Origin of the sequence: Pseudomonas fluorescens (assembly GCF_902497895.1) — a bacterium.
GTDB classification, from domain to species: Bacteria; Pseudomonadota; Gammaproteobacteria; order Pseudomonadales; family Pseudomonadaceae; genus Aquipseudomonas; species Aquipseudomonas fluorescens_BP.
The window spans coordinates 15,974-33,315 of record NZ_CABVHQ010000051.1; the positions used below are offsets into that span (position 1 = coordinate 15,974).

Sequence of the window (17,342 nt, forward strand, 5' to 3'; positions counted from 1 at the left end):
CTTTTGATGTTGCTTGTGGGCGATTCCCGAAATAGCCAAAAGATCGCAGGCTTCGCCAGCTCCTACGCCGACCGCATTCACCCGTGAAATCCCGGTTGTATACCGCCCGTAGGAGCTGCCGCAGGCTGCGATCTTTTAGGTCCTTCGCGTTCTAAAAATCTCTTGTGATATTTATATTGCGCGCAAACTATTTGCGAGCTACATTTGTTTCGCACTTACTTAGCGCGCAAACATTTAGCGCAGAACACCCCATCAACAGAGGCTCCTACCATGCAAACTCTCTACACCGCAGTGGCAACCGCTACCGGTGGCCGTGATGGCCGTGCGGTTTCCAGCGACAATATTCTGGATGTGAAACTCGCCACGCCGAAAGAACTCGGTGGTGCGGGTGGTGAGGCAACCAACCCTGAGCAGCTGTTCGCTGCCGGTTACTCTGCCTGCTTCATCGGCGCATTGAAATTCGTCGCCAGCCAGAGCAAACGCAAAATCCCCGATGACGCCTCGATCACCGCCCACGTCGGCATTGGCCAGATCCCTGGCGGTTTCGGTCTGGACATCGACCTGCACGTCAACCTGCCCGGCCTGGAACAGGCTGACGCGCAGACTCTGGTCGATGCCGCGCATCAGGTGTGCCCGTACTCCAACGCCACCCGTGGCAATGTTGAAGTGCGTCTGCATGTGACCGTATAAATCAGCGCCCACAAAAAAGCCCGACTCATGGTCGGGCTTTTTTTGGTGTCGCCGATTGCGCCAGAATTAATTCTTGGCGCGACCCTTGTACGAACCACCTTCACGGGTATCGATCTCGATCATGTCGCCGATTTCGATGAAATCTGCAACGCTCAGCTCGGTACCGTTTTTCAGTTTGGCAGGCTTCATCACCTTGCCCGAAGTGTCGCCGCGAGCGGAACCTTCGGTGTAGTCGACCTGACGCACGATAGTGGTCGGCAGCTCAACGGAAACCAGACGCTCTTCGAAGAAGATCGCTTCGCAAACATCGGTCATGCCTTCTTCGACGAATGGCAGAACAGCTTCGATGTCTTCGGCGTTCAGCTCGTACATGGTGTAGTCAGTGGTGTCCATGAACGTGTAGGTGTCGCCGCTGATGAAGGACAGGGTCGCTTCCTTGCGGTCGAGGATTACGTCGTCCAGTTTGTCGTCAGCGCTGTAAACGATCTCGGTCTTGTAACCGGTCAGCAGGTTTTTCAGCTTGGTTTTCATGATCGCGCTGTTACGACCGGACTTGGTGAATTCAGCTTTCTGCACCAGCCAAGGGTCGTTTTCGAGACGGATCACCGTACCGGGTTTCAGTTCTTTACCAGTTTTCATTACGAATATCCGAATTTGGATGGGATTTACAAAAATCTAGGCCGCGTATCATATCCAATTTAGGTAAAACTGTACCAGTGTCGCAGCAAGATCCGCCCGCGAGGCTTGTTCCAGACACCACGCCTCGGCGTGTTCGGTCAGTTCAGGCCAGTTTTCCTGCACCGCCAGCCAGTGTCCGGCCATGTCCTGACCGGCATTCCAGGCCCTCCACAAGCCGCTGAGCGCCGCTTTGGCGGACGCTGACAAGCCCTCGGTGTACAGGGTCAGGAAAGCCTCAAGCTTATCCAGATGGACATCGTCTTCCTGCTGATAGATATGCCACAGCAATGGCCGCCCCGCCCACTGCGCCCGCACGAAAGAGTCTTCGCCGCGCACCGCATTGAAATCGCAGGACCATAACAGGCGGTCGTAATCGTCCTGCCGGACGAACGGCAATACCTGCACGGTCAGGGCATCACGCACCTGTACGGCGCCCACCGACAATTCGTCGACCCCGAGCCAACGCTGCACATCCGGGAGAATCCGCCCTTCGGGCACCAGCAAATGGGTCGGTTTCGAGTCCGCGGCCATGGCGTCGAGCCAACTGGCGAGCCCGGCATTTTCATAGGCGAACAACGAGATCAGGCGCGCCCCTGCTGTTGGAGCAACGCCGAGGCCCTGCAGGAACTCCCGTTGGGCCAGAGGGTTCTGTTGAAACAGCCGACGCTGCGCCAGCAAGCCGGCTTCGCGCAGCAAGCCGCCGGTACCGGCCTGGAATCCGGGAAAGAAGAAGTACTTCTGCACATGCTGGTGCTTGACCGAAGGCAGGCCATGGCAACCGGCCGTCCAGTCCTCGGCGCTCAAGTAATCGAGGTTAAGCCACAGCGGGGTCTTTTCCCTGGCGGCCATCGCTTCCATGTAAGCCGTGGGCAGTTGGCAAGCAAAGGCGGCGATCACCACGTCGGCGGCAGCCGTCGTTTGCCACTCGGCGGACCAGTGGCAAACCTCGACCCCCTGCTGCCACTGCCGGGCCGCATTGACCTCGATTGACGGGCACAAGCGTTCGAAAGCGCGCAGATCATCGACCCACAGCCGCACCGTGCAGGGATGCTCGGCGACCAGTTGCCGGGCCAGGCGCCAGGTCACGCCGATGTCGCCGTAGTTATCGACGACCGTGCAGAAAATATCCCAGGTGGCTTTCATTCCGGGCTCCGTTTGGCAAAGGCGCCGATTGTCCGCATAAATGGTCTCGCGCAGAAGGGGGCGAAGTCGATTAATCTGCGACAATTGCGCCCTGCCCGATCAAAGACTGCCTGCCAGGAGGCCGCCATGCCCTATCGTTCACGCCCCCGTCGCTCGATGCCTGTCAGCCTTAATCTGCTCCAGCTGAGCGCCAGCATCGCCCTGGGCATGTGGCTGGGCTTCATGGCAATCGCATTGACCTGCTGGCTGGCGTCGCGATTTATTTTCAGCCAGCAGCTGGCGCCGGTGGCGGAGGCGGTTCAGCAGCTGACAAAACCGCCGGTCGCCGAACCGAACCACATGTTTGAGCAGTACCAGAAAAACCTGCACAAGAACGAGCAGCAACAAACTCTGGACAATGCCCGCAGCAACCTGCGCAATCTGTCCAACCCCAAATGCCAGTTCTGGCTGCAACAAGACCAGACGGCCCCCAGCGACAAGAGCCGGGCCAATGTCCTGCAATTCTGCGATTGACCATGAATAAACACGCCGTCCACACCCTGATTCTTGAAAAACTCAAGGTCGATCTCGATATCGTCCAACGCGCCGCGCAGACCGCCTACGAAGCCGCGACCCACGAAGAAAACAAAGCCGAGAACAAGTACGACACCCTGGGCCTGGAGGCTTCCTACCTGGCGACAGGCCAGGCCAGGCGCGTGGAAGAAATCAGGCAGGCATTGGTGCTGTGCCAGAACCTGATTCTGCGCCCGTATGACGAGCAGCAAGGCATCCAGGTCGGTGCCTTGCTCGGCCTTGCAGACGACAATGGCAATCAGCAGTGGCTGTTTTTAGGGCCTGATGCGGCCGGGCTGAAGGTCTATCTGGTGGGGCAACTGATTACCGTCATCACCCCGCGTTCGCCGCTGGGCAAAAGCCTGCTGGGCAAGTTCGAAGGGGATGAGGTCGAAATCAATGTGGCGGGCACCCGGCAACAGTTTGCTGTCACCGAGGTGAAGTGAATCTTAGTGAACCGGCAGCTCGACGCCGTCGAACAGCTCTTCCAGTTCCTGCTTGTTGTGGCACTGGATGGCCTTGGCCATGACTTCGCGGGTCAGGTGCGGGGCGAATTTCTCGATGAAATCGCACATGAATACACGCAGGAACGTGCCACGGCGGAAACCGATCTTGGTCACGCTGGACTCGAACAGGTCGCTGGCATCGAGCACCACCAGGTCGCTGTCGAGCTTGGTATCGACCGCCATTTTCGCAACGATGCCCACACCCAGGCCGAGGCGCACGTAAGTCTTGATCACATCGGCATCGGCGGCGGTGAACACCACTTTTGGCGTCAGGCCGCGATGACTGAAGGCTTCGTCGAGTTTCGAACGACCGGTGAAGCCGAACACATAGGTGACGATCGGGTATTCAGCCAGGGTTTCCAGGGTCAGCTTCGGCAACTTGGTCAGCGGATGGCCCTGAGGCACGACCACGCAGCGATTCCAGCGATAGCACGGCATCATCACCAGATCACCGAACAGCTCCAGGGCTTCGGTGGCGATGGCAAAATCCACGGTACCGTCGGCGGCCATTTCGGCGATCTGCATCGGCGAACCCTGGTGCATGTGCAAGGCGACATCCGGATATTGCTTGATGAAGCTGCTGATCACCGGCGGCAATGCATAACGCGCCTGGGTGTGAGTGGTGGCGATCGACAGGGTGCCTTTCTTCTCGTTGGAGAACTCCTGGGCGATCTGCTTGATGCTCTCGACCTTGCGCAGGATCTCGCCAGCCGTGGTGATGATGCGCTCACCGGCCGGGGTGACTCGCGTCAGGTGCTTGCCGCTGCGAGCGAAAACCTCGACCCCCAGCTCGTCCTCGAGCAGGCGGATCTGCTTGCTGATACCCGGTTGCGAGGTGTAAAGACTTTGGGCAGTAGCAGAAACGTTGAGGTCGTGGTGCGCCACTTCCCAGATGTAGCGCAATTGTTGAAGCTTCATATGTATCCCTCAAAGCAGGTAGACGCCACGGGCATCAGCGACGGTATATAACTATATTAATGGTTTAAAGAATAAATCTAGAACTTTTTATCAAAAGCAACGATTCCCTCTTCTACCTGTCTCCATGTCGCCGACGCTGTAACAGGGGCACCATGTACACCGGCACCTTGGCCAACTGCAAAACCCGGGCGGCGGTCCTGCCCAAAGGCGTTTCCCCTCCAGCACCATGGCTGTGACTACCCAGGATCAACAAATCCACCGAGAGTTTCTGTGCCTGTTCGAGAATGACCTGCGACGGATCGCCCTGAAAAACCCTGACCGACTGGATCAGTGCCAGGTCCTGCTGGCCCTCCCCCAACTCTTCGCGAAAGCTGTCGAGCACGCGCTGCTCGATATTGGCCATCACCGTGGACAGGCCCTGACTGTGCCATTCGCTCAAGGCCTGCTCATCGAGATAACTCTGTAGCACCGATTCGGCAAACAGCCCCATGGGCTCGACAGCGTGAACCACATACAGGTCGGCATTGAAGGTTCTGGCCAGTGCCAGAGCATGTTGCATCACATAGGGAGCGTATACGCCGAGGTCAGTGGCATACAGCATCGAACGGATCATATGACCTCCTCGGATGCCAAATATGGCGGAGATTTGATTCAGCTTAGCAGTGCCTTGGCGAGTACGACATTTTGCGAAATGTGGCCTGTACGGCTAGTTCCGTCAGCTCAAATTCGGATGCCGGAAGTCCATAGCCAAGGCGCTGTGACGAGTCATACCCCGCTATGGCGAGGAGCAGCAACGCCGGATATGGGATTCTGGCGCCGAAGTTGAGCTGACAGAACTAGCCACACAGGCCACTAGGGTCTGTTGACGTTTGGTGACGAACCGCGTTGCTGTGCCAACTTGTGCGAGGCAAGGCGCGGGATGCCGCCAATGGTTGTTCCCTTGGTAAATCCCGCAACGCAGCCTCGCGCAAGTTTGCGCGCAACCCGAAGGGACGGGGCCCACTTGGCGCAGGGCTGCGTTGCTCGGAACTTATTTGGAACAACCAAACCACGTGGATCCGGCCTTGCCCTGCGCCAAGTGGGCTCCCGTCGCGGTCGTCACCAAACGTCAACAGACCCTAACGGTCGGCTTAAACTTTCTGCTCATTGCTGATGCCGTGGGGAACATGACCGGTGGCGACGACCTCGCGGGCTAATTCGCAATGGCCGGCCTGATCGTCGAAAAACACGTCGGCGGCGAAGGCTTCAAGAAACGCCGACTTCGCCAGACCGCCGAGAAACAGGGACTCGTCCAGACGAATGTCCCACTCGCGCAAGGTCCGAATCACTCGCTCGTGGGCCGGAGCCGAACGGGCAGTGACCAGTGCCGTGCGAATCGGACAGGCGTCGTCGGGAAACTCGCGCTGCAACAGATAGAGGGCGGCCAGGAAGCCTTTGAACGGCCCGCCGTGAAGTGGCTCGCGAGCCGACTCGCGCTCACTGGCCTGGAAGGCTTCGAGCCCACCCGCCTGATAAACGCGCTCGGACTCATCGGAAAATAGCACCGCATCGCCATCGAAAGCGATCCGCAATTCGCCACTGGCCGCCCGCCGAGCGCCGCCGGAGAGAATGGTCGCCGCGGCGAAACCGGCATCCAGCGCGCTGCGCACATCCTCGGCGTGGGTCGACAGAAACAGATCGCAACCGAATGCCGCCAGATAGGGATAGGGACTGCGCCCACCGACAAAGGCGGCGCGGGAAATGTCGAGAGCGTAATGCTGGATCGAGTTGAACACCCGCAAACCGGTATCGGCGCTATTGCGTGAAACCAGCACCACCTCGACTCGCGCGCGACCAAGACTGGCATTGAGGCTGAGCAGTTTTTTTACCAATGGAAACGCATCGCCCGGCTCGAGGAACTCATCCTCATGCTCGATCTGATACTGACGATAGGCTTCGACACCATCGGCCAGGTAAACCTTATGGCTTTCGGTCAAATCGAACAGCGCCCGCGAGGAAATCGCCACCACCAGCTTGTCGCCCAAACCCTTCGCCATTTATCGCTCCCCCTGACTGACAGACTCAGCCGTTACGCCGTTCGATAAAACTCAATGCCTGATACAACGCCTCGATTTTCGGCAGCTCACAGCCCGCGGCCCTGGCGACGGCCAGAGGCCTGGCATAGATCGCCGACAATTCCAGCGGGCGTTTATGCAGATAATCGTGGTACATGCTCGGCCAGTAATCCGGCATATTTTCCGTCACGTTGAATAAATGTTCGGCATAGCCGGGCGGCATCGTATGACCGCAGGCCAGCGCGCCCTGCACCACTTCGGCCATCAGCGCCTGAATCAACTCGCGACTGCTGGCGTCGGCCATCAGCGGCGTGGTACTGGCACCCAGCAATACCGCCAGACCGTTGTACGGTACATTCCAGACCAGTTTTTGCCAGCGCGCCTGCTGCAGACTGGCCATGGCCCGGGCGTCGATACCGGCCAGGCGAAATAGCCCGGCACCTTGTTCGACGATCGCCTGGCGTGCCGGCTCATCGGCCAGGGCCGGCCCGCTGTGGTAACCGACGTTCACCGCACCCAGCGCCTGATGCTCGATCACCCCGGGAGCTGCGCGATGGACGCAGATGAAACACAGGCCGCCCAGCAGATGCAGCGAATCAGGCAACAGCTCGCGCAGACTGTCTTCGACGTCCAGGCCATTTTGCAGCAACAGCACTTTGGCACCCGCGGCGGCGGCCTTGATGATCGCCGGTGCAAGCTCGGTGTTGCTGGTGGTTTTCGCACCCACCAGCAACCAGTCACAAGGTGGCATGTCGTCTGCCGAGGAATAGGCCTGGACCGGATTCAAGGTCAATTCGCCATGCGCGGCGCTGTCGAGTTGCAAGCCGTGTTCGGCAACCACGGCAAATTCACTGCGCAACAGAAAGTGCACATCAAACCCGGCACGCGCCAGCATCACCCCGTAAAAACCGCCGATCGCCCCGGTACCGATAATGCCGATTCGCGGCACTGCCCCCATCATGGCAACTCCTCTGGAACTCGACTCAGTGCCTGACGCACGCCCTCGTTGAGCTCATTGCGCGTCAGCCGCGACTGTAAAGCCCCGTAGAACTCGCCGTCGCGCACCACGAACAGCGCCGGCAAATGAAATACCTGATAACGCTCGACCACTCCACCGTTGTCCCCCGCATCGATCCAGCACAGCCGATCGACCGTCAGATCCAGGCCGGGCAGCTGCTGCCGGGCCCAGCGGCAACTGGCGCAACCGACACTGGTGAAGATCACCAGCGACACACCGTTCATCGCCAACAGCTGTTGATCGGCGTCGAAATCAGTCAGCTGCGATTGGGCCACTATACTGGGTGAAACAATGTCAAATAACCGAGACTCGGAGTCCGCGTTCATGAGACGTTTTCTACCTCATCCTGATGATGTTCCGGTCGAGTTGACCTTACGTAAACGAGAGTGTATTTCTCGCCAACAGCTGCACTCTATCAGCCTCGGCGGCATGGCTTGCAATTATCACCGAGCCTGGCGCTACGGCACCGCACTGGAAGTGCGCATGCCCACTCTCGGCGAAAATGCCTGCTACCTGGGCTATGTGGTCTGGTGTCTGCGACGCAAGCGAGGGTATTTGGTCGGGATTGCTTTTGTCGATGAACAGACGTTGTTCTGCGCGCGCATGGGCGAACAGGTCTGCCAGATGGCGCGTTATTGTCGCCTGCACAAGCCGCAGACCGAGCAGGATGGGGTCGAGGCCGTGGCACTGGAGTGGGTCCAGCAGCATGCCGACGAGTTCTCCCATGACCACGTCCGACAGGCATTTATGCAGCCTGTGCTGGATTAAACCCGCGCTTGCCCATTGTCGAGCCACAGTGTAACGCGCTAAGGTTCAGCTCCCCGACGCGCTAAAATCTGCTGTGCTCCGCCGCGCGGGGATCGCTGGCGGCCGGCACCCGTGACCTGACGAGTAAACGATGGCTGATTTACCGATCAACGACCTAAACGTCGCCTCCAACGAGACCCTGATCACTCCCGATCAACTCAAGCGTGAGATTCCTTTGAGTGACGCTGCCCTGCGCACCGTGACCAAGGGCCGCGAGGTGATTCGCAACATTCTCGATGGCACCGACCACCGCTTGTTCGTCGTTATCGGGCCTTGCTCGATCCACGACCTCAAGGCGGCGCATGAATATGCCGAGCGCCTCAAGGCACTCGCTGCTGAAGTGTCCGACACCCTTTATCTGGTGATGCGGGTCTATTTCGAGAAGCCGCGCACCACCGTCGGCTGGAAAGGCTTGATCAACGATCCTTACCTGGACGACTCGTTCAAGATTCAGGACGGCCTGCATATCGGTCGTCAATTGCTGCTGGATCTGGCCGAAATGGGCCTGCCTACTGCAACCGAAGCCCTCGATCCGATCTCGCCGCAGTACCTGCAGGACCTGATCAGCTGGTCGGCCATCGGCGCACGTACCACCGAATCCCAGACTCACCGTGAAATGGCTTCCGGCCTGTCCTCGGCGGTCGGTTTCAAGAACGGCACCGACGGTGGCCTGACCGTGGCGATCAACGCCCTGCAGTCGGTTTCCAGCCCTCACCGCTTCCTCGGCATCAACCAGGAAGGCGGCGTGTCGATCGTCACCACCAAGGGCAACGCCTACGGTCACGTGGTGCTGCGCGGTGGCAATGGCAAGCCGAACTACGATTCGGTCAGCGTCGCGCTCTGCGAGCAAGCGCTGAACAAGGCGAAGATCAAACCGAACATCATGGTCGATTGCAGCCACGCCAACTCCAACAAGGACCCGGCGTTGCAACCGCTGGTGATGGAGAACGTCGCCAACCAGATCCTCGAAGGCAATCAGTCGATCATCGGCTTGATGGTCGAGAGCCATCTGAACTGGGGCAGCCAGGCGATTCCGAAAGACCTGGCCGACCTGCAATACGGTGTTTCCGTTACCGATGCCTGCATCGACTGGACCGCTACCGAAAATACCTTGCGCAGCATGCACGCCAAGCTCAAGGATGTACTGCCCAAGCGCGTTCGCGGGTAACCTGTAGAGAGGGGCTTACTGTGGCGAGGGGGCTTGCCCCCGCTGGAGCGCTATCCGTAGCAGCTGCCGAAGGCTGCGTTCGGCCGCGCAGCGGTCGTAAAACCAGGCACTGCGGTTTTACAGGTTGACCGTGGCGGCAGGATTTACGACTGCTGCGCAGCCGAACGCAGGCTTCGCCAGCTGCTACGCGGATCGCGTAACGGCTTCGCCACAAGGTGTTGTGTTCGACGAACAATTTGCTGGTAAAAAACCGGAACCCCTTAAGGATTCCGGTTTTTTTATGCCTGCTGAACCTGACGGTCAGATAGCCGTCGCCCCACCATCCACCGCCAGGGCGTGACCGGTAGTGAACGCCGCGCCGTCGCTGCATAGATAGAGCACGGCACTGGCAATCTCTTCGACCGTGCCGATGCGACCCACCGGGTGCATGGCGGCGGCGAATTCGGCTTTCTTCGGATCAGCCTCGTAGGCCCGACGGAACATATCGGTGTCGATCACTGCCGGGCAAACGGCATTGACGCGGATTTTCTTCTTCGCATATTCGATGGCCGCCGACTTGGTCAGGCCAATCACGGCGTGTTTCGACGCGGCGTAGATGCTCATCTTCGGCGCCGCACCCAGGCCGGCTACTGAAGCGGTATTGACGATGGCGCCGCCGCCCTGAGCGAGCATCAGCGGCAGCTGGTATTTCATGCACAGCCAGACGCCCTTGACGTTGACCCCCATGATCGCGTCGAACTCATCCAGAGTGCCGTCGGCCAGCTTGCCCTTTTCGATCTCGATCCCGGCATTGTTGAAGGCGTAGTCGACCCGACCGTAGGCGCTGACCGCTTGCTCCATCAGCTGCTGCACATCGGCTTCCAGGGTAACGTTGCAACGCACGAAAACCGCATTGCCACGGGCCGCACGAATCAGCTCCACCGTGCCCTCGCCTCCCGCCACATCCAGGTCCGCGACTACCACTTTCAAGCCTTCGGCGGCAAACGCCAGGGCCGTTGCGCGACCAATACCGGCCGCTGCGCCAGTGACCACTGCGACCTGGCCGGAAAATGTCATGCTCATTGTTATGTCCTTGATGAAATGCAGGGGATCGCAGTCTAGTCACAGCGACCCGGGGCGCGGCAGCACTATCAGAAGGCCGGTTGAACACTTATGAGTTGCAGTGATAAAGACGCGAGTGGCCTGTACGGCTGGTTCGTTAGCTCAAATTCGGATTCCGGAAGTCCATAGCCAAGGCGGTGTGACGAGTCATAGCCCGCTATGGCGAGGAACAGCAACGCAGGATATGGGCTCGGTAACGAAGTTGACTAACAGAACTAGCCACACAGGCCACTTGTAACTATCACCACATTGGATCGCAGCCTATTCGCTGCATCGGCAAACCTTGCGACATTGGCCTCCAGGGGCTATCAATCAGGCTTCCATTCATCATTGAGTGCCTGTCATGACCGCCCAGACCAATCGCCAGTTCCTGCTCGCCAAACGCCCGGTGGGCCCGGCGACCCGCGAGACCTTCACCTATCAGCAAGTACCGGTCGGTGAACCGGCGGCGAATCAGATCCTGGTCAAGAACGAATACCTGTCACTGGATCCGGCCATGCGTGGCTGGATGAACGAAGGCAAGTCCTATATTCCGCCGGTGGGCATTGGCGAAGTGATGCGCGCGCTGGGCGTTGGCAAGGTCGTGGCTTCGAACAATCCGGGCTTTGCCGTTGGCGACTACGTCAGCGGTGCCCTGGGGGTGCAGGATTATTTCCTCGGCGAGCCGCGCGGATTCCACAAAGTCGATCCGAACCTGGCACCGCTGCCGCGCTATTTGTCAGCGCTGGGCATGACCGGAATGACCGCGTACTTCGCCCTGCTTGACGTCGGCGCTCCCAAGGCCGGTGAAACTGTGGTGATCTCGGGCGCGGCGGGTGCGGTGGGCAGCATTGCCGGGCAGATTGCCAAGATCAAGGGTTGCCGCGTGGTGGGCATCGCCGGTGGCCAGGACAAGTGCCAATTCCTGATCGACGAGTTGGGCTTCGATGGCGCCATCGATTACAAAAGTGAAGACGTGGTCGCCGGGCTCAAGCGCGAATGCCCGAAAGGTGTCGACGTGTATTTCGATAACGTCGGCGGCGATATTCTCGATGCGGTGCTCAGCCGGCTGAACATGAAGGCTCGTGTGGTGATCTGCGGCGCCATCAGCCAGTACAACAACAAAGAAGCGGTGAAAGGCCCGGCCAACTACCTTTCGCTGCTGGTCAACCGTGCACGCATGGAAGGCTTTGTGGTGATGGACTATGCCGCTCAATACGCCGCCGCCGGGCAGGAAATGGCCGGCTGGATGGCCAAGGGGCAGCTCAAGAGCAAGGAAGATATTGTCGAAGGGCTGGAGACATTCCCGGAAACCCTGATGAAACTGTTCAGTGGCGAGAACTTTGGCAAGTTGGTGTTGAAGGTTTCTTAAGGTCGGATACCGCGGTGCATGCGTAAAAAGATCGCAGCCTATCGGCAGCGCCTACGGGATTGATGTACACCCTGTAGGAGCTGCCGCAGGCTGCGATCTTTTGATCTTTACGCCAGTTCGGCCACCACCGCCGCCAGCGCTTTCGCCGGATCGGCCGCCTGGCTGATCGGACGGCCGATCACCAGGTAGTCGGAACCGGCATCCAGCGCCTGACGTGGGGTGAGGATACGCCGCTGATCGTCCTGGGCACTGCCCGCCGGACGAATCCCCGGCGTCACCAATTGCAGGGACGGATGCGCGGCTTTCAAGGCCTGGGCTTCCAGTGCCGAGCAGACCAGACCGTCCATCCCGGCTTTTTCCGCCAATGCCGCGAGACGCAGCACTTGCTCCTGAGGCTCGATGTCCAGACCGATTCCCGCCAGGTCCTCGCGTTCCATGCTGGTCAGCACGGTCACGCCGATCAACAGCGGCTGGGGACCGCTACGCTGGTCGAGCACTTCACGGCAGGCGGCCATCATGCGCAAACCGCCGGAGCAATGGACGTTGACCATCCACACGCCCATTTCTGCGGCAGCCCTGACGGCCATCGCGGTGGTGTTCGGGATATCGTGGAATTTCAAGTCGAGGAAGACTTCGAAACCTTTGTCACGCAAGGTCCCGACGATCTCCGCGGCACAGCTGGTGAAGAGTTCCTTGCCGACTTTGACCCGGCACAGTTTCGGGTCCAGCTGATCGGCCAGCTTCAGCGCGGCGTCACGGGTGGGGAAATCCAGGGCGACGATGATAGGAGTCTGGCAGGCGGACATGAGTAGGCTCTCGGGCAAGTCGAAATCGGCGCGCATTGTAGCGGAACCCGCATCAATGCGGGACCCAATGATCGGTAATTCATTCACAAGGCTGACGTGCGGATCAGCGCTTGTCGTTCACTTTTACCTGACTGGTGCTCCAATCGGTCAACAGGCTATAGGCCACGGCCAGCAGGGTCGGACCGATGAACAGGCCGATAAAGCCAAACGCAATCAAGCCGCCAAACACCCCGAGCAGGACGATGACCAGCGGTAGATTGCCACCGCGGCTGATCAGGTAGGGTTTGAGCACGTTGTCGACGCCACTGATGATGAACATGCCCCAGAGCCCGAGGAACACCGCCATGCCGTAGTCGCCTTTCCACGCCAGCCAGGCAGTCGCGGGAATCCACACCAGCGGCGGGCCCATGGGGATCAGGCTGAGCATGAAAGTGACGATACCCAGTACCAGCGCGCCCGGCACACCGGCGATCAGGAACCCGACCAACGCCAGGACCGCCTGCGCCGCCGCCGTGCCAATCACGCCATTGACCACCCGTTGTACCGTGCCCGCCACCAGCTCGATGTAATAACCGGCGCGATCGCCGATCAGCCGTTCCAGCAGACGATGGACGAACATCGCCAGGCGCGGCCCGTCGCGATAGAAGAAAAACACAAAGACGATGCTCAAGGTCAGCTCGAGAATCCCGCCGCCGATCTGCGCGCTGCGCGCCAGCAACCAGTTGCCGACCTGCCCCAGATAGGGTTTGACCGCGAGCATCATCGCCGCGCCCTGTTGGTCGATGCTGTTCCAGATCCCGAGCAGCCGCCCGCCGACAAAGGGAATACCCCCCAGCCAAGTAGGTGCTTCGGGCAGGCCATCGACCTGCACGTCCTTGATAAACGCCACGGCGTCACGCACGTGATCGGCCAGATTGAAGCCGAGCCAGACCAGCGGAACCGCCACCAGCAACATCCAGCCGAGGGTCAGGAGCGCTGCGGCCAGGGACTCGCGGTCATTGAGCCAGCGGGTCAGCAAACGCATCAGCGGCCAACTGGCAAAGGCCAGTACCGCGCCCCAGAACAGCGCCGACCAGAACGGCGCCATGACCCAGAAGCTGGCGCCGAACAGCACCAGGAGCAGGATCTGCACCAACAGGCGATCGTTATTGGGCATGAAAGATCTCGTGAAAGGGTCAACCAATAAGAGTAGGCGAACGGCACAGGGCTCGGTCGCCTTGATACATTTATCGCAGTAGTTCGATATGCAGACCCTGGGCTTCATTGCTACCCGTTTCCATCCGCGCCGCTCGCACGCCTTGCCCGATCAGTGCCTGGCGCCAGGTCTCGGCATGGGGCCCGGAAACACTGACCCGCATCGTGGTGTCGAGGTTCAGTCCGCGTGACAGCAACGTCAGCCAGGCCGGTAACGGCTCACCGTCGAGCCTGGGAAAGTCCAGCTCACCGGTGTCCTTGAGCTGACGCAACAAGGTCGCGGAAGTCGGCATCAGCTCGCCAAGGGCTGTGCTGGCGTCAAATTGCTCGACATGCAGGTATGCCCGGCGATTACCGCGAGTGATGCTGTACAGGGCCACCAGCGAATTGTCCTGGGGAGGCGCCAGGCGCAACAGCAGGTAAGCCTGCTGCTCGTCGGAGCCATAGAGCTTGGCATTGCCGAAGACCTCGTTGGCCCACAGGCTGCTTTCTCCGCAATCGCGGGCCTGGCACCAGAACAACAACTCTGCACCCTGCTGCTGCAAGGCTTCACGGGCCGCGGTGAAGGCGGCGGTGGACGAATGCTCGGGCGGCAACTGGTAGGTCACGGAAGTGACTTGCCCGCGAGCGCTGACCTGACCGTCGAAGCGCAGCTGGCCGCTGATCTTGCGGATCGAACCCAAAGGATAGATCCGTTCCAGCTCGGCGGTTGGCCGGTAATCAACAATCTGCGCATCGGGCAAACGCGGCACTATGGGTAAATCCTGGCTGCCGGGAACATCGGCAGCGAACAACAACGGACCGAAACAGGCCAGCCCGAGCATACTGATTAAACGCATGGGTACTCTCATCGGATCAGCATGGCCTGAGCGCCTTTGACGATACTCGCATCGTCGATGCGCGGCGGCACCAGCAAGCCGCGCTGCACGGCCGGGCGGGCCTCAAGGGTCGCCATCCAGCGCTGCAAGGCCGGCAAACCATCTACCGAAACCCCGGACCACTCATGGCCACGAACCCAGGGAAAGGTCGCGATGTCGGCGATGCTGTAATCGCCGGCCAGAAACTCGACCCCTTGCAGGCGAGTGTCCAGCACTTCATACAAGCGACGGGTTTCATGTTGATAGCGGTTGATGGCGCCCTGAAGCTTTTCCGGGAAATAGCGGAAAAACACATTGGCCTGGCCCTGCATCGGACCGATGCCGCTCATCTGGAACATCAACCACTGGATTACCAGCGAGCGCCCCTTGGGGTCCCGGGGCATGAGTTTGCCGGTCAGCTCGGCCAGATAGATGAGGATTGCTCCAGATTCGAACACGGCGAAGTCGCCATTGGCGCGGTCGACAATCGCCGGGATCCGGCCATTGGGATTGATCTTGAGAAAATCGGCAGCCTTCTGTTCCTTTTTGTCGAAACTCAAGGCATGCACTTTATAGGGCAGGCCGAGTTCCTCGAGCACGATAGAGACCTTGTGGCCATTCGGGGTCGCAGCGGTATAGAGATCTATCATGGTTGTCTCCCATTTCAACCCGCCCAGCCTCGACAGTTGCCCGCTGCAAGTCAAGGCACGGCGAAGAACCGATTGAAACAGTCTGCGACAAGGACGGCGCCGGACTCGTCATTAAGATGCAAATGATGGCCGCCAGGCAGCTGTTCACGGCTAAAGGGTAGACGCTCCAGCAATTCCGGATGCTGCGCCAGCATGCCATCTGCGGCGACCACCAGCCGGGTCGGGCAACTGATGCGCTGGACGAAGGTCAAGGCCTGCTCTTCGGTCAGACGCAGCGGCGAAGCCAGCGTCAGGCGGCTGTCGCTGCGCCAGGTATAGCCGCCCGGCACCGGCATCAGCCCGCGCTGGGCCAATAACTCCGCCGCTTCCCGACTGACCGCCACCAGGCCTTTCATGCGTGCCTCGATGGCCCGGTCCAGGGTGCTGTAGACCGGTTTGCGCTTGTCCTGCAGATCCAGTTGCGCTTGCAGGGCCATGCCCATTCGCTCGGCCGCATTGTCGCTTTTCGCGGTAGGAGGAATGACCCCGTCGATCAGCGCCAGATGGCTCACGCGCTCCGGCAGCGCGCCGGCCAGCACCAGCGATACGATCGCCCCCAGTGAGTGCCCGAGCAGGGCAAAGCGCTTCCAGCCGAGCTGCTCGGCGACTTGCAGCACGTCGTAGACGTAATCCCACAGCGCGTAACTGGCACCCGCTGGCCGATGCCCGGAATGACCATGCCCGGCCATGTCCAGCGCCACGATGCGCAAACCCGAGAGCTTGGGCGCCAGCCGCGCGAAGCTGTTGGCATTGTCCAGCCAGCCGTGCAAGGCAATGACCGGCAGGCCGTCTTCCGGGCCAAACAAGTGTGCGGCCAATTCGATATGCGGCAGGCTCAGGCGGACTTCTTCAACCGGGGCTTTCATGCGCAATTTCGCTCGCTGCGGCTTTCCCAGCGACTGAATAGATTCTTCAGCAGCGTGGCAGTGTCCTGTGGACGCTCAAGGGGAAACATGTGCCCGCCAGGCATGGTCAGCGACTCGCCAAAGGGCAGGCGCCCGACTGAACTGGCGTGATGGCGCATCACTACCCGGCTTTGGCTCCCGCGGACTACCGCCAACGGCACTTTCAACTGCCGTGCGCGACCCGGGCTGGTATGCGGTACGCCGCGGTAGATGCTGATTTCCGTCGCCGGATCGAAACTCAAGCGCAAGCGATCGCCGACCTTGTGCAAGCCATGTTGCAGGTAAGCGTCGAAGCATTCCGGGTCGAAGCTGCGAAACAGGGTTTTCCCGGCGAAGTAAAGGCGTGCGGCGTCCAGATCGGCGAACTCTTCCCGTCGTCCCAGGGTGCGGCCGGCCGGGGTCAGCCGATCGATAAAGCCAAAGCGCTTGGCGGCGCGGATCACCCACTGATCGGCGCGGGTCAGTACCGGCGAATCGAGCATCACCACGCCGCGATAGAGTTGTGGACAACGCAAGGCCGCGTGCAGATGCAGGACACCACCAAAGGAATGGCCAACGCCCCATACCGGTTCCGGCTGCTGCTCAAGGTGATGAATCAGTTCATCCACCAGGTTCAGCCAGTTGTCGTCCACCGGGAAACGCGGGTCATGGGCGTGTTGCTGCAGATGGGCAACCTCATACTCCGGCGCCAGCGCGGCGAACAACTTTCCGTAAGTGGCCGAAGGGAAGCCATTGGCGTGAGCGAAAAATATCTGCTGCGACATACCGGCGAATCCATAAACGAAATCAGACCTTGATTGTCCGCAAGACGCTCGCCGACAGCAATGACCGTAACTGCCAGGAATGATGACCGTAGCAGCTGGCGAAGCCTGCGTCCGGCTCGTGTAGCAGCTGTCGAGCCTGCG

Annotated in this window: 20 protein-coding genes; 6 read left to right on the plus strand and 14 right to left on the minus strand. The window is 59.9% G+C overall.

Annotation, left to right across the window (positions count from 1 at the left end; genetic code table 11):
- Positions 1-270 precede the first annotated feature (270 nt).
- Positions 271-690, plus strand: a complete 420-nt coding sequence (locus F8N21_RS22075) for an organic hydroperoxide resistance protein (RefSeq protein WP_150644130.1) — start codon at positions 271-273, stop codon at positions 688-690.
- A gap of 66 nt (positions 691-756) precedes the next feature.
- Here the strand turns inward: F8N21_RS22075 and F8N21_RS22080 are convergent, their stop codons facing one another.
- Positions 757-1,329 carry an elongation factor P gene (locus tag F8N21_RS22080; protein WP_150644131.1) on the minus strand — a complete coding sequence of 191 codons (573 nt, stop codon included), beginning with the start codon at positions 1,327-1,329 and terminating at the stop codon, positions 757-759.
- 48 nt (positions 1,330-1,377) lie between these two features.
- Positions 1,378-2,511, minus strand: coding sequence for an elongation factor P maturation arginine rhamnosyltransferase EarP (earP, locus tag F8N21_RS22085; RefSeq protein ID WP_150644132.1), 1,134 nt, complete (start codon positions 2,509-2,511; stop codon positions 1,378-1,380).
- 126 nt (positions 2,512-2,637) lie between these two features.
- On the opposite strand from earP, the gene F8N21_RS22090 reads away from it, so the two are divergent.
- Both F8N21_RS22090 and F8N21_RS22095 read left to right on the plus strand, forming a co-directional pair.
- On the plus strand, positions 2,638-3,024 hold the full coding sequence (locus F8N21_RS22090) for a hypothetical protein (protein WP_150644133.1): 387 nt from the start codon (positions 2,638-2,640) through the stop codon (positions 3,022-3,024).
- A gap of 2 nt (positions 3,025-3,026) precedes the next feature.
- Positions 3,027-3,509 carry a GreA/GreB family elongation factor gene (locus tag F8N21_RS22095; RefSeq protein ID WP_150644134.1) on the plus strand — a complete coding sequence of 161 codons (483 nt, stop codon included), beginning with the start codon at positions 3,027-3,029 and terminating at the stop codon, positions 3,507-3,509.
- A gap of 3 nt (positions 3,510-3,512) precedes the next feature.
- Here the strand turns inward: F8N21_RS22095 and cysB are convergent, their stop codons facing one another.
- The 5 genes from cysB to F8N21_RS22120 form a co-directional block, all read right to left on the minus strand.
- Positions 3,513-4,487, minus strand: a complete 975-nt coding sequence (cysB, locus tag F8N21_RS22100) for an HTH-type transcriptional regulator CysB (protein WP_150644135.1) — start codon at positions 4,485-4,487, stop codon at positions 3,513-3,515.
- Between the two features lie 112 nt (positions 4,488-4,599).
- Entirely contained in the window at positions 4,600-5,100 is a 501-nt protein-coding gene (locus tag F8N21_RS22105) for a universal stress protein (RefSeq protein ID WP_150644136.1), read from the minus strand.
- Between the two features lie 517 nt (positions 5,101-5,617).
- Positions 5,618-6,523 (minus strand): 5'-nucleotidase, encoded by a 906-nt coding sequence (locus tag F8N21_RS22110; RefSeq protein ID WP_150644137.1) that lies wholly within the window; start codon positions 6,521-6,523, stop codon positions 5,618-5,620.
- A gap of 25 nt (positions 6,524-6,548) precedes the next feature.
- Complete coding sequence (locus F8N21_RS22115; RefSeq protein ID WP_191624375.1) at positions 6,549-7,502, minus strand: putative 2-dehydropantoate 2-reductase; 954 nt, start codon at positions 7,500-7,502, stop codon at positions 6,549-6,551.
- A complete protein-coding gene (locus F8N21_RS22120; RefSeq protein ID WP_150644138.1) occupies positions 7,499-7,885 on the minus strand; it encodes a thioredoxin family protein in 387 nt (128 codons plus the stop codon). The genes F8N21_RS22115 and F8N21_RS22120 overlap by 4 nt, the downstream gene beginning before the upstream one ends.
- On the opposite strand from F8N21_RS22120, the gene F8N21_RS22125 reads away from it, so the two are divergent.
- Positions 7,884-8,327 carry a PilZ domain-containing protein gene (locus F8N21_RS22125; RefSeq protein ID WP_150644139.1) on the plus strand — a complete coding sequence of 148 codons (444 nt, stop codon included), beginning with the start codon at positions 7,884-7,886 and terminating at the stop codon, positions 8,325-8,327. The two genes, F8N21_RS22120 and F8N21_RS22125, sit on opposite strands and share 2 nt — an antisense overlap.
- Positions 8,328-8,457: 130 nt before the next feature.
- Positions 8,458-9,534, plus strand: coding sequence for a 3-deoxy-7-phosphoheptulonate synthase (locus F8N21_RS22130; protein WP_150644140.1), 1,077 nt, complete (start codon positions 8,458-8,460; stop codon positions 9,532-9,534).
- A 300-nt stretch (positions 9,535-9,834) separates the two neighbouring features.
- Here the strand turns inward: F8N21_RS22130 and F8N21_RS22135 are convergent, their stop codons facing one another.
- A complete protein-coding gene (locus F8N21_RS22135; RefSeq protein ID WP_150644141.1) occupies positions 9,835-10,596 on the minus strand; it encodes an SDR family oxidoreductase in 762 nt (253 codons plus the stop codon).
- Between the two features lie 382 nt (positions 10,597-10,978).
- Between F8N21_RS22135 and F8N21_RS22140 the strand changes: the two genes are divergently transcribed.
- Positions 10,979-11,986: an NADP-dependent oxidoreductase gene (locus F8N21_RS22140; RefSeq protein ID WP_150644142.1), complete on the plus strand. Its 1,008-nt coding sequence runs from the start codon at positions 10,979-10,981 to the stop codon at positions 11,984-11,986.
- 107 nt (positions 11,987-12,093) lie between these two features.
- Here the strand turns inward: F8N21_RS22140 and pyrF are convergent, their stop codons facing one another.
- From pyrF to F8N21_RS22170, 6 genes are all read right to left on the minus strand, one after another.
- Positions 12,094-12,792 (minus strand): orotidine-5'-phosphate decarboxylase, encoded by a 699-nt coding sequence (gene pyrF / locus F8N21_RS22145; protein ID WP_191624376.1) that lies wholly within the window; start codon positions 12,790-12,792, stop codon positions 12,094-12,096.
- A 103-nt stretch (positions 12,793-12,895) separates the two neighbouring features.
- Complete coding sequence (locus F8N21_RS22150) at positions 12,896-13,948, minus strand: AI-2E family transporter (protein WP_150644144.1); 1,053 nt, start codon at positions 13,946-13,948, stop codon at positions 12,896-12,898.
- Positions 13,949-14,018: 70 nt separating this feature from the next.
- Positions 14,019-14,825, minus strand: coding sequence for a DUF4892 domain-containing protein (locus F8N21_RS22155; RefSeq protein WP_150644145.1), 807 nt, complete (start codon positions 14,823-14,825; stop codon positions 14,019-14,021).
- A gap of 8 nt (positions 14,826-14,833) precedes the next feature.
- The gene (locus tag F8N21_RS22160) at positions 14,834-15,493 is read right to left on the minus strand and encodes a glutathione S-transferase family protein (RefSeq protein ID WP_150644146.1); all 660 of its coding nucleotides are present in this window, start codon (positions 15,491-15,493) and stop codon (positions 14,834-14,836) included.
- A gap of 50 nt (positions 15,494-15,543) precedes the next feature.
- Positions 15,544-16,398, minus strand: coding sequence for an alpha/beta hydrolase (locus F8N21_RS22165; protein ID WP_150644147.1), 855 nt, complete (start codon positions 16,396-16,398; stop codon positions 15,544-15,546).
- A complete protein-coding gene (locus tag F8N21_RS22170) occupies positions 16,395-17,201 on the minus strand; it encodes an alpha/beta fold hydrolase (protein ID WP_150644148.1) in 807 nt (268 codons plus the stop codon). Before F8N21_RS22170 ends, F8N21_RS22165 begins: the two co-directional genes overlap by 4 nt.
- Between the last annotated feature and the right edge of the window lie 141 nt (positions 17,202-17,342).

Coding starts and splice junctions, on each gene's coding strand:
- F8N21_RS22075 (WP_150644130.1), top strand. CDS start 271: ATGCAAACTCTCTACACCGCAGTGGCAACCGCTACCGGTGGCCGTGAT.
- F8N21_RS22080 (WP_150644131.1), bottom strand. CDS start 1,329: ATGAAAACTGGTAAAGAACTGAAACCCGGTACGGTGATCCGTCTCGAA.
- earP (WP_150644132.1), bottom strand. CDS start 2,511: ATGAAAGCCACCTGGGATATTTTCTGCACGGTCGTCGATAACTACGGC.
- F8N21_RS22090 (WP_150644133.1), top strand. CDS start 2,638: ATGCCCTATCGTTCACGCCCCCGTCGCTCGATGCCTGTCAGCCTTAAT.
- F8N21_RS22095 (WP_150644134.1), top strand. CDS start 3,027: ATGAATAAACACGCCGTCCACACCCTGATTCTTGAAAAACTCAAGGTC.
- cysB (WP_150644135.1), bottom strand. CDS start 4,487: ATGAAGCTTCAACAATTGCGCTACATCTGGGAAGTGGCGCACCACGAC.
- F8N21_RS22105 (WP_150644136.1), bottom strand. CDS start 5,100: ATGATCCGTTCGATGCTGTATGCCACTGACCTCGGCGTATACGCTCCC.
- F8N21_RS22110 (WP_150644137.1), bottom strand. CDS start 6,523: ATGGCGAAGGGTTTGGGCGACAAGCTGGTGGTGGCGATTTCCTCGCGG.
- F8N21_RS22115 (WP_191624375.1), bottom strand. CDS start 7,502: ATGATGGGGGCAGTGCCGCGAATCGGCATTATCGGTACCGGGGCGATC.
- F8N21_RS22125 (WP_150644139.1), top strand. CDS start 7,884: ATGAGACGTTTTCTACCTCATCCTGATGATGTTCCGGTCGAGTTGACC.
- F8N21_RS22120 (WP_150644138.1), bottom strand. CDS start 7,885: ATGAACGCGGACTCCGAGTCTCGGTTATTTGACATTGTTTCACCCAGT.
- F8N21_RS22130 (WP_150644140.1), top strand. CDS start 8,458: ATGGCTGATTTACCGATCAACGACCTAAACGTCGCCTCCAACGAGACC.
- F8N21_RS22135 (WP_150644141.1), bottom strand. CDS start 10,596: ATGAGCATGACATTTTCCGGCCAGGTCGCAGTGGTCACTGGCGCAGCG.
- F8N21_RS22140 (WP_150644142.1), top strand. CDS start 10,979: ATGACCGCCCAGACCAATCGCCAGTTCCTGCTCGCCAAACGCCCGGTG.
- pyrF (WP_191624376.1), bottom strand. CDS start 12,792: ATGTCCGCCTGCCAGACTCCTATCATCGTCGCCCTGGATTTCCCCACC.
- F8N21_RS22150 (WP_150644144.1), bottom strand. CDS start 13,948: ATGCCCAATAACGATCGCCTGTTGGTGCAGATCCTGCTCCTGGTGCTG.
- F8N21_RS22155 (WP_150644145.1), bottom strand. CDS start 14,825: ATGCGTTTAATCAGTATGCTCGGGCTGGCCTGTTTCGGTCCGTTGTTG.
- F8N21_RS22160 (WP_150644146.1), bottom strand. CDS start 15,493: ATGATAGATCTCTATACCGCTGCGACCCCGAATGGCCACAAGGTCTCT.
- F8N21_RS22165 (WP_150644147.1), bottom strand. CDS start 16,398: ATGAAAGCCCCGGTTGAAGAAGTCCGCCTGAGCCTGCCGCATATCGAA.
- F8N21_RS22170 (WP_150644148.1), bottom strand. CDS start 17,201: ATGTCGCAGCAGATATTTTTCGCTCACGCCAATGGCTTCCCTTCGGCC.